Genomic DNA, 10,985 nt, shown 5'->3' with positions numbered 1-10,985 from the left:
TGGGCTCGGAGATGTGTATAAGAGACAGGCTTTCTCGTTGTGCTTGTCGTTCGATTGATTCCACTGTTTCCGTTTGACGCGATCAGCTACGCGTCCGGATTATCAAAAATCCGCTTTAAACAGTTCGCTATCGCCAACTATCTCGGGATCATTCCCGGTGCGTTCGTTTACAACAATATCGGCTCAAGCCTGCGCGATCCGTTCTCCTGGCAATTTTTCGTTGCGATCGGACTATATGTCCTATTCTTTGCCGTAGGACTTGTTGCTCAACGGATTCTCAAAAATAAACGAAATAAAGAGCGTATGTAAGCGCTTTATGGCATAATATGAGTGCAGAGATGTGAACCGATACGGTAAAACAGCCTAGCATTTATTTAGGGGGAATCATGAGTGATGGAAAAAGTACTACGGGATGGTTTTATCTTCTTATCGCAAAACAAGACATTGAACGGTCTCGCCAAGCGATACGGGCTTAAATTCGGAGCAAGTCGCTTCGTGGCAGGGGATTCATTGGAAGCATCAAAACGGGCGATCCAGGAATTGAACGCAAAAGGGTTATGCGTCACGATGGACCATTTAGGGGAGTTCATCTCGACGGTAGCGGAAGCAGAGATGATGACACAAGAATGTATTCGTGCGGTTGAGATGATTGCGGAAGAAAAATTAGACTCGCAACTTTCGTTGAAACTGACATCACTCGGACTCGATATCTCGGACGACTTGATTCGCTCGAACATGGAACGGATCTTAACACGGGCGAAAGAACTCGGTGTCTTCGTCACGATTGATATGGAAGATGAGCCACGTTGTGAAAAGACGATTCAATTGTTTGAAGAATTGCGCCAATCTTTCGATAACATCGGGACGGTCATCCAGTCGTACCTCTACCGGTCGGAAGATGATATCAAACGTGTCGGACGCTTCGAGACGAATCTCCGGATCGTCAAAGGGGCATACAAAGAACCGGCAACGGTTGCGTTCCCAGAGAAGGAAGACGTCGACCATAACTACATCAAGCTCGTGAAGTTACAATTATCACTCGGAAACTATGCTGCCGTCGCAACACATGACGATGCGATGATCGAGCAAGTCATCCGTCACGCTAAAGAAAATGGGATCGAAAAAGACCAGTTCGAATTCCAGATGTTATTTGGTATCCGGGTCGAGCGTCAACTCGAACTCGTCAAACAAGGCTATAAAGTCCGTGTCTACGTTCCTTATGGACGTGACTGGTACGGTTACTTCATGCGCCGCTTAGCAGAACGACCGGCAAACGTTGCCTTCGTTCTCAAAGGAATGGTCAAAGGATAAGAAGAGAAGGCGATGCAACGTTGCATCGTCTTTTTTTGATTCAGAGAGGAGAGGACAGAATGGCATGCACAGAACAAGAATTAAAGGAACTGCTACAACAAGACGCGAGTGTAACGCCTGCATTACTCGATGAGTTACTTCTACATATCGGTTCGACGGATTCTGAGTTACGGGATGGATTGATCTATCCGCAGTTAGCGACCTACATCGCATCAGAATCCTTTACGATAGAAGACACCAATCGAATTTTCGATTTTATTTTAAGCGGGCATGGATTGATGTATAGAATGGGAACAGCGGACACAACAGCTGTTCTGACGCGATCATTTTCAGCATTAGCACTCGCTGAATTGTTAGTGATGGACAAAACCCGACACTTATTGACGCAAAGTCAGTTGGATCGGCTGTCCACTTACTTACAAACCTATTTGGAGCAAGAAAAGGATGTCCGTGGATTCATTGACGGAATGGGGTGGGCACACAGCATGGCACATATCGCGGATGTTTATGCGGTTTGGTTTACGCACCCAGCGAGTCGTCCGCAGGAGGAGCTCGGAGCGATTGATGCGATGATTCGTCAGTTGATCCGATCCGATTATCTCTATGTCGATGAAGAAGCGGACCGGATGGTGACGGCGTGGTTGCAAGCTTGTCGTCATGGACTGTCGGAAGACGTCCTATTACAACGAATCGAACGTAATATTAAGGAGTGGCTTGAGAGTGACGTGACATGGGGAGATGCGGAGTGGACGACGTATCGTAACGTCAAACAGATGCTACAGACACTCTATTTCCGACTGAAATGGGAAGAACAATCGGATCTTGTCTTAATTGAAGAGTGGTTGCGACAGGTACATCAGCGAACGCACGGAGGATAAAGCATAGTATACCGGACGTCCCTATCATCTTCGCTTTCCTCAGGCGGGAAGTAAGCCGCGGCATCTCACATTTCATGTGATTTGCCGGGTCTTCCTCTTCCCTGACGGAAGAATGGTTCATGCTTCCTTTTCCTGTAGGAGTCGAAGATGCCCGGTTCGTCCTAAATGAACTCACATCAAAAGCGATCGAATTCCGTCAATGGAATCGATCGCTTTTAGTATTGAATACGTTCAACCTCCTCACATGTCTTTACCCGACTCCTACAAGAAAAAGCGCGACGTTTTATCGCGCTGTCAGAGACAATCAAGACCCGGATTCGTCATCCGAAGGATGAGGAAGACTGGCTTGTGTCTAGCTTGAGGAAAGCGGGTGAAAGGACAGTGAGGTTAGCAACGTTGTAGTAAGACTCGATTTATATCAAGGATACAAAACATTCGCCGCAATAAAAATTCCAACAAATAATAGTGCAACTAATAAAACAGCCGTCTGTGGATGGAATCGTTTTTCTTCGAATCGACGAAATAATACCCGTTCTCCTAAGGCCTGTGTACCAACGAATACAACCATGAAGAAAATATAGAATTGCCACTTTTCGAAAATACCAAGCTCTTGTACGTAAAATAAAAAGAAGATGGAAATCACACCTAAAATTGAAGTGAAAAAACGACTATATGACATACTTATCTTTCCCTCGCAGCTGTCGTCTGAAAAGCAAACAAACACGAGAAAGCATGTGCTTGATCAAGTAACCGATGCCCCGTCATGACGGCGCCTTCCTTTTGGATGACCGCTTCATCAAGCAACGTCCAGCCCCGTTCTTTTGCTAATTGCAACAGTTCCCACGGCATCATCGTATTCCCCATCGCGACTTCCTCACCATACAGACGACGATAAGCAAGTTGCCGCGGAGCAGCTGTCGGACCAAGTAGACTGATGACGACAAGTGGGGCGACGCGTTCGATTTCTTCTAAAACCTTTACGGGACGTGTCGACCATTCGAGTGAGTTAACGGCAAGGACGACGTCAAACGCATGATCGGCGAACGGCAATGCTTCACCCGTTCCAACGATGAACGTCTGCTCGGGTGACTTCTCACGGGCGATTCGGATCATCTCGTCTGAGACATCGAGTCCGACTGTCTGAAAGTCCGGTGTCAGTAAGCGACAGGCTGCCCCATCACCGCAACCGAGATCAAGCAAACGACCACCGGTGATCGTTTTTCGTAAGAACGGCAAAACGGTTTTCCGACTGCCGTTCGTCCACATATCGTCAGCGCGATCCGCCCAGTCAGCGGCTTTTTGATTCCATACATGCTCGGTTTGACTCATTTCTATCCACTCCTTTTTATCAGTCTAACAGGAAAATTTGTCCATTGACTGATTTTTTATTGCTACTGAATCATTATTCATTTATGATGAAGATGTAGAAGAAGCACACGAAAGTCGTTCGGCTTCTTTTTTTGTCAGTATAATGAATGGTTGTTCATTCAATTTAAACTCAGGGGGTATATCATGGCGAGTCAAATCGGTCAGCCGACCACAATCCAGTTGACGAAACACATCCAATTCGCCGTCATCATCGGTTCAGGGGTGATGGGTGCAGGCATCGCGGCACATCTTGCGAATGCTGGCATACGGACATTGATGCTTGATATCGTACCAAAAGAACTTACGGCACAAGAAGAGAAGCAGGGCTTGACGCTGAGTGATCCGCGCGTCCGTTCCCGCATCGCGCGCGATAACCACGAAAAACTCTTGAAACAAAATCCAGCACCACTCGCGTCGAAAAAATTGATCGACTTCATCGAAGTCGGTAACTTAGAAGACGACTTAGAGCGTCTAAAGGAAGCAGACTGGATCGTCGAAGTCGTTGTCGAACGACTCGATGTCAAACAACAATTGTTTAAAACGATCGAACCGTTCATTCGGGAAGACGCAATCGTCAGCTCGAACACATCAGGCATTTCGATTGAAGCGATGCGTGAAGGGCGTTCGGAATCATTTAACCGTCGTTTCCTCGGGACACACTTCTTTAACCCACCACGTTATCTGAAGTTACTTGAGTTGATTCCAACGTCAGACACGGATCCGAGTGTCGTTGACTTCATGAAACAATTCGCTGAGGAACGACTTGGGAAAGGTGTCGTCATTGCGAAGGATACACCGAACTTCATCGGTAACCGAATCGGGACATACGGTCTCCTCGTGACGATGGATGAGATGAAAAAAGGTGGCTATTCAATCGGGGAGGTCGATTCGGTCACAGGTCCACTCCTTGGTCGCCCAGGGTCAGCGACGTTCCGGACACTTGACGTCGTCGGCATCGACACATTCGTCCATGTCGCAAACAACGTCTATGACTTGTTGCCGGAAGGCGAAGAGAAGGAGACGTTCGCGGTTCCGACTGAGATGCGTCGCCTTGTCGAACAAGGAGCACTCGGTGCGAAGACAGGTCAAGGGTTCTATAAGAAAGTCGGAAAACAGATCCTTGAACTCGATCTCGAGACATTTGAGTACGTTGAAAAGAAAGCGCTTACCGAGCCGTCAATCGGACAAGCTAAAGCACTTCCGGGCGCAAAAAACAAGCTGAAAGCCGTCGTCTTCGCGCAAGATCGTGTCGGTGCCTTACTCTGGCCGATCCATGCGAAAACATTGCTCTACTCGGCTCAGCTGACTGGTGAGATCGCAGACGACATCAAAGCGATCGATGAAGCAATGAAATGGGGCTTCGGCTGGAAGATGGGACCGTTCGAGACATGGGACGCACTAGGCGTCGAGAAAACGGTCGCGAAGATGAAACAAGATGGTTACGAAGTACCGGCATGGGTCGATGAGATGCTCGCGGCAGGGAAGACGAGTTTCTATGATGCGTCCGGTCGTCATTATGACACAACGACACAAGACTACGTCGGAGCAACGGTCAATCCGAAGGAAATCCGTCTCCGCGACGTACGGAAGTCAAACGGTGTTCTCCTTGAGAACAACGGGGCGCGCTTGCTTGATATCGGCGACGATGTCGCAGTCCTCGAGTTCACATCGAAGAGCAATGCAATCGGTGTCGACATCATGCAGATGATCGAACAGTCGGTCGATCTCGTTGAGAAAAATCACCGTGGTCTCGTCATCGCGAACGATGGCAAGAACTTCTGTGTCGGTGCAAACCTAGCGATGATGCTGATGGAAGCGGAAGATGAGAACTGGTTCGAGCTCGACTGGATCATCAACAAGTTCCAACAATCGATTCAAAAGATTCGTTACGCATCACGTCCGATCGTCGCTGCGCCACAAGGAATGACGCTTGGTGGCGGTACGGAGATCTCGCTTCCGGCAGCTCGCCTGCAAGCCGGGCTTGAAACGTACATGGGTCTCGTCGAAGTCGGTGTCGGTCTAATTCCGGGAGGCGGCGGAAACGTCAATACGTACCGTCGACTGTTAGAAAACACACCAGACGGACTCGTTAATATCGAGAAAGCAGCACAAAAGACGTTCGAAAACGTCGCAATGGCAAAAGTCTCAAAATCAGCCTTTGAAGCACGCGAACTCGGATATGTCCGCTCCGTTGATCAGATCTCGATGAACCGGGATCACTTGACGTATGATGCGAAACAACTCGTCCTTGAACTCGACCGGACCGGCTACACGGCACCAGCGAAAGCGAAGATTCCAGTCGTCGGTCGTGCGGGGAAAGCGACGCTTGAACTCGCGACACGCGAAATGTTCTACGGCGGCTATATCTCGGAACACGATTTGAAAATCGCTAGTAAACTCGCACACGTCATCGCCGGCGGAAACGTCGCCTTCGGTAGCCACGTCGATGAACAATATATGCTCGACATCGAACGGGAAGCATTCTTGAGCCTGATCGGTGAGATGAAGACACAACAACGGATGCAGCACATGCTCGTCAAAGGCAAGCCGCTTCGTAACTGAGGACTGGGGGGATTCGGATGAAGGAAGCAGTAATCGTCGCCGGTGCGCGAACACCGGTCGGAAAAGCAAAAAAGGGCGCATTCAAATCGATGCGCTCGGATGAATTAGCAGGCATCGCCATCCAGGAAACGTTGAAACGGTCCGGTTACACGGGAGCGGTCGATGACGTCATTCTCGGATGTGCCTTGCCGGAAGCGGAACAAGGCATGAACATCGCCCGTTACGCTTCGGTCCTCGGTGGATTATCACACGAGGTACCGGCGATCACGATCAACCGGTATTGCTCAAGTGGACTACAATCGATCGCTGACGCAGCGATGAAAATCATGACGGGGCAAGCAACTGCGGTCGTCGCTGGTGGACTCGAATCAATGAGTCAAGTCCCGATGCCAGGTCACGTCGTCCGACCTAATCCGTCAATCGTCGACACGGCACCGGAATATTACATGAGCATGGGGCACACAGCGGAGCAAGTCGCTGCGACCTACAATGTCTCACGGGAAGATCAAGATGCGTTTGCGTTGAAGAGTCACCAAAAAGCGGCAGCAGCAATCGCGGCTGGTAAGTTTGCTGACGAAATCGTCCCGGTAACGGTGACGGAACAATTCGTCAATGATGAACTGAAAATCGAAGAGAAGACATTCATCGTCGAACACGATGAAGGCGTTCGTCCGGATTCGTCACCGGAAGGTCTTGCGAAACTTCGCCCAGCGTTCCGCCTTGGCGGTAGCGTCACAGCAGGGAACTCTTCGCAGACGTCAGACGGTGCGGCAGCTGTCCTCGTCATGGAACGGGAAGAAGCAGAACGCCAAGGGTTACCGATTCTCGGAAAGTTCAAATCGTTCGCGGTCGGTGGTGTCCGTCCGGAAGTGATGGGAATCGGACCGGTCGTCGCGATTCCGAAAGCACTTGAACTCGCAGGCATCACGCTTGAAGACGTCGGATTGATCGAGTTGAACGAAGCGTTCGCATCGCAGTCGCTCGGTGTCATCCGCGAGCTTGGATTAAACGAAGACATCGTCAACGTCAACGGTGGAGCGATCGCCCTCGGTCACCCACTCGGTTGTACAGGAACAAAACTCACATTGACGCTCTTGCATGAAATGAAACGTCGGAATGTCCAGTATGGTGTCGTCTCGATGTGTATCGGTGGCGGAATGGGCGCAGCAGGTGTATTCGAACTAGTTGAAGGAGGAACAGGACAATGAGCCAAACGACAAACGAATTAATCAAAGGTGGCAGTTTTGTATTAGATGAGTTAGCGCCAGAACGTCTCTTCACACCAGAGGATTTCTCGGAAGAACACAAAATGGTCGGTGACATGACAGCGAAGTTCGTCGAAGATCGTGTCGTTCCTGTCCTTGACCGAATCGAAAAACACGAGTTCGAATTATCAGTCGGTCTCCTCCGTGAAGCAGGCGAGCTTGGTCTACTCGGTGCAGACGTTCCGGAAGCATACGGCGGCTATCAGATGGATAAGATTTCGTCTTCAATCATTACGGAAAAGTTCGCACGTGGCCGTTCATTCGCCCTTAGCTACGGCGCACACGTCGGAATCGGTTCGTTGCCGATCGTCTTCTTCGGTAACGAAGAGCAAAAGCATAAATACTTGCCGAAACTCGCTTCAGGGGAGTGGATCGCTTCGTACGCGTTGACAGAGCCAGGCTCTGGTTCGGATGCTCTTGGTGCTAAAACGACGGCTGTCTTGAACGAAGCTGGTACGCACTACATCTTGAACGGTGAAAAACAATGGATCACGAACGCTGGTTTTGCAAGCTTGTTCGTCGTCTACGCAAAAATCGACGGTGACAAGTTCACAGCCTTCCTCGTCGAAGGATCGTATCCAGGCGTTTCGACAGGCGTCGAGGAACAGAAGATGGGAATCAAAGGATCATCGACACGGACGTTGATCTTACAAGATGCAGAAGTACCGGTCGATAACGTTCTCGGTGAAATCGGACGCGGTCACGTCATCGCCTTCAACATCTTGAACGTCGGTCGTTACAAATTAGCTGTCGGTGCTGTCGGTTCGTCAAAACGGGCGATCGATCTCGCAGTCCAGTACTCGAACGAACGGAAACAGTTCAAGACACCAATCAGCTCGTTCCCATTGATTCAAGAAAAACTCGCGACGATGGCAGCACAGACGTATGCGATGGAAAGTTCGGTCTACCGGACAGGTGGTCTGTTCCAGGATAGTCTCGATCAGTTGTCAGAAGAAGAGAGCAAGAACGGTAAGAAAATCGCCGATGCAATCGCGGAGTACGCGATCGAGTGCTCGATGAACAAAGTCTTCGCTTCGGAAACATTTGATTACGTCATCGATGAAGCGATTCAAATTCACGGTGGTTACGGCTTCATGGCAGAATATGAAGTCGAGAACATGTACCGTGATTCACGGATCAACCGGATCTTCGAAGGAACGAACGAGATCAACCGTCTTCTCGTTCCAGGAACGTTGCTGAAGAAAGCGATGAAAGGCGAGTTGCCGTTGCTTGCGGAAGCACAGCGTCTGCAACAAGAAGTGATGAGCTTCATGCCGACAGAAATCGGAACAGCACCACTTGATCGCGAACGCCACTTACTCGCGATGATGAAGAAGATCTTCTTGTTGACTGCCGGAACAGCGGTCCAAAAATACCAGGACAAACTCCAAGGCGAGCAAGAAATCTTAGCGAACACAGCTGACATCATGAGTGCGATCTATGCGCTCGAGTCAGCGATCGTCCGGACGGACAAAGCGATTGCCGACAAAGGAATCGAGAAGAGCGAACTGAAAGTCCGTTACACGGAAGTCTTCGCACAACAAGCGTTCGAAGCTGTCGAGCGTGACGCGAAAGAGACACTCTACGCGGCAGCAAGCGGCGACGAACTCCGGATGTTGCTCTCGGCGCTGAAAAAATTCAGCCGTTACCAGCCAATCAACGTCATCGGTACGAAACGCGACATCGCAAAACGTCTCATCGAGTCAAACAAATATACGGTCTAAGTCATGTTTACCGCTTCGCCTTTGCAGGGAAAATCTCTGTAAAGGCGAAGTTTTTGGTTGGAGGAGGAAAACGAGATGCGCCAAGAATTGGTTGAACTGCAATTTGCGATTGCCTACTATCAATCCCTTGAACGTTTGTCGCCGGAAGAATGGGATCTGCCGCTTGCGCTTAACAAGTGGACCGTCCTTGAGTGCGTCAGTCATCTGTATTTATGGGACCGGTTTTATTACGATCACGCCATCTCGAAATTACCGGATGAACCGTTGACGCTCGTCGAGACGGATTTTGATCAGTTCAATCGACTAGCGGTCGAATATGCGCATCATATCGATCCGCTCGCCTTATTGAAGAAAGCAATCAGCGTCCGGCGTGACATCGTCAATCACCTCGATCGTTTGTCTGACGAGCAATTTGAAGCGACCTATGAGGATTTTCGACCGCAAGCCTTCGTCGAGTCGTTCGTTGCCCATGACGCCCATCATCAAGATCAGATTGACGGGGCGCTCGCACGCTTGAAGCAGAAGTGATCCATCTGCTACTCTTGAAGGTGAGGTGAGGAATATGACAAAAACAGTCACGATGTACGGCTATCCGAAATGTAGTACGTGCGTCAAAGCGAAAAAAGCACTCGAACAGCACGGTGTCGAAGTGGATTACAAACATATCGTCGAGGAAACACCATCTGCAACGACGATCCAGGAACTTCATCAAAAGAGTGGAGAGCCGTTGAAGAAATTCTTCAACACGAGCGGTCAATCGTATCGTTCGCAAGGGATCAAGGACAAACTTCCAGAGTTATCGGAAGACGAGCAATACAAGTTGCTCGCAAGTGATGGTATGTTGTTGAAGCGTCCGATCGTTACAGACGGGAAAGACGTCACGATCGGCTTCAAGGAAGAAATGTATCAAGGAAAATGGTATTAAGTTCAGAGTCGATTTTGGTATACTGAACACGTTAGTCCAAATTAGTCCACAGGGGGAATCGGAAATGAGTCAAGTAAAAGACAACTTACGCTATTCGGAAGAACATGAATGGGTCGAAGTATCAGGAAACAAGGCGCGCATCGGAATCACGGATTTCGCGCAACACGAACTCGGGGATATCGTCTTCGTCGAATTGCCTGAAGTCGGTGATACGATCACAGCAAACGAGCCATTCGGTTCAGTCGAGTCGGTCAAGACAGTCTCGGAACTATATGCACCGATCACTGGTAAAGTCGTTGCCATCAACGAAAATCTTTCAGATTCCCCAGAACTCGTCAACGAGTCACCATTCGAAGGCGCTTGGATGGTCGACATCGAAATCGAAGATGCATCGCAAGTCGAAGCATTGATGGATGCTGCAGCATACAAATCGATGATCAACGAGTAATACTTAACGAAAAGAGAGTGAACGAGGCGCTTGCGTTTCGTCCGCTCTCTTTTTTTTGTATACTGACGACAGATACCACGAAGAAAGGAGCGACCGTCATGCAAGAGGTCACCACCGTCCCGGAAAACGGGCTATTGTATGTCTATGCACCGATGTGCGGGACATGCGCCATCGCGGAACGTATGCTCGATATCGTCGAAGCGACGGAATCAGGTCAATCGATTCAGAAGGCGAACGGGAATTTCATTCCGGATTTCTTAGAAGAAGCCCGTGTCATGAGTGTTCCTGCGTTGTTGCGAATTGAAGAAAATCAAGTCGTAGAGCGACTTTATGCTTTCCAGTCCGTTCAAAACGTCTTTGCTTTCTGTCAAGAACGGTAAGAAAAGTCCGATTGGATTTTTCTTTTTATTAAATTGTCGGAATATTTACAATAATCCGTTGACAACGCAGAAATATGAATGGTATATTCATAACAACTTCTAGACTGTCTCTTATACACATCTC

The 10,985-nt window shown here is 49.2% G+C and carries 11 protein-coding genes and 1 pseudogene; 10 read left to right on the top strand and 2 right to left on the bottom strand.

Annotated elements, in window-relative coordinates; translation table 11 throughout:
- Window positions 1-36 precede the first annotated feature (36 nt).
- The 3 genes and pseudogenes from F8N00_RS11770 to F8N00_RS11760 form a co-directional block, all read left to right on the top strand.
- A pseudogene (locus F8N00_RS11770) lies at window positions 37-309 on the top strand (TVP38/TMEM64 family protein); the annotation flags it as partial.
- Between the two features lie 84 nt (window positions 310-393).
- A complete protein-coding gene (locus F8N00_RS11765) occupies window positions 394-1,311 on the top strand; it encodes a proline dehydrogenase family protein (protein WP_023469178.1) in 918 nt (305 codons plus the stop codon).
- Between the two features lie 59 nt (window positions 1,312-1,370).
- The gene (locus F8N00_RS11760) at window positions 1,371-2,189 is read left to right on the top strand and encodes a DUF2785 domain-containing protein (RefSeq protein WP_058264683.1); all 819 of its coding nucleotides are present in this window, start codon (window positions 1,371-1,373) and stop codon (window positions 2,187-2,189) included.
- A 418-nt stretch (window positions 2,190-2,607) separates the two neighbouring features.
- Here the strand turns inward: F8N00_RS11760 and F8N00_RS11755 are convergent, their stop codons facing one another.
- Both F8N00_RS11755 and F8N00_RS11750 read right to left on the bottom strand, forming a co-directional pair.
- Window positions 2,608-2,868, bottom strand: coding sequence for a hypothetical protein (locus F8N00_RS11755; RefSeq protein ID WP_023469175.1), 261 nt, complete (start codon window positions 2,866-2,868; stop codon window positions 2,608-2,610).
- A gap of 2 nt (window positions 2,869-2,870) precedes the next feature.
- Entirely contained in the window at window positions 2,871-3,518 is a 648-nt protein-coding gene (locus F8N00_RS11750) for a class I SAM-dependent methyltransferase (protein WP_023469174.1), read from the bottom strand.
- 183 nt (window positions 3,519-3,701) lie between these two features.
- Between F8N00_RS11750 and F8N00_RS11745 the strand changes: the two genes are divergently transcribed.
- The 7 genes from F8N00_RS11745 (at window position 3,702) to F8N00_RS11715 (ending at window position 10,861) form a co-directional block, all read left to right on the top strand.
- Window positions 3,702-6,119: a 3-hydroxyacyl-CoA dehydrogenase NAD-binding domain-containing protein gene (locus F8N00_RS11745; RefSeq protein WP_421018257.1), complete on the top strand. Its 2,418-nt coding sequence runs from the start codon at window positions 3,702-3,704 to the stop codon at window positions 6,117-6,119.
- A gap of 17 nt (window positions 6,120-6,136) precedes the next feature.
- The gene (locus F8N00_RS11740; protein WP_058264685.1) at window positions 6,137-7,327 is read left to right on the top strand and encodes an acetyl-CoA C-acetyltransferase; all 1,191 of its coding nucleotides are present in this window, start codon (window positions 6,137-6,139) and stop codon (window positions 7,325-7,327) included.
- On the top strand, window positions 7,324-9,108 hold the full coding sequence (locus tag F8N00_RS11735; protein WP_421018256.1) for an acyl-CoA dehydrogenase family protein: 1,785 nt from the start codon (window positions 7,324-7,326) through the stop codon (window positions 9,106-9,108). The genes F8N00_RS11740 and F8N00_RS11735 overlap by 4 nt, the downstream gene beginning before the upstream one ends.
- Window positions 9,109-9,183: 75 nt before the next feature.
- Window positions 9,184-9,636, top strand: coding sequence for a DinB family protein (locus F8N00_RS11730; RefSeq protein WP_023469170.1), 453 nt, complete (start codon window positions 9,184-9,186; stop codon window positions 9,634-9,636).
- 34 nt (window positions 9,637-9,670) lie between these two features.
- The gene (locus tag F8N00_RS11725) at window positions 9,671-10,033 is read left to right on the top strand and encodes an arsenate reductase family protein (RefSeq protein ID WP_023469169.1); all 363 of its coding nucleotides are present in this window, start codon (window positions 9,671-9,673) and stop codon (window positions 10,031-10,033) included.
- Window positions 10,034-10,097: 64 nt separating this feature from the next.
- Window positions 10,098-10,481 carry a glycine cleavage system protein GcvH gene (gene gcvH, locus F8N00_RS11720; RefSeq protein ID WP_050678664.1) on the top strand — a complete coding sequence of 128 codons (384 nt, stop codon included), beginning with the start codon at window positions 10,098-10,100 and terminating at the stop codon, window positions 10,479-10,481.
- 98 nt (window positions 10,482-10,579) lie between these two features.
- The gene (locus F8N00_RS11715) at window positions 10,580-10,861 is read left to right on the top strand and encodes a thioredoxin family protein (protein WP_023469167.1); all 282 of its coding nucleotides are present in this window, start codon (window positions 10,580-10,582) and stop codon (window positions 10,859-10,861) included.
- Window positions 10,862-10,985: the final 124 nt, after the last annotated feature.

The organism is Exiguobacterium sp. A1_3_1, from assembly GCF_048985645.1.
Lineage (GTDB): Bacteria > Bacillota > Bacilli > Exiguobacteriales > Exiguobacteriaceae > Exiguobacterium_A > Exiguobacterium_A indicum.
Note: the sequence above shows the minus strand (reverse complement) of the source record. Positions and strands in the feature narration are given on the sequence as shown.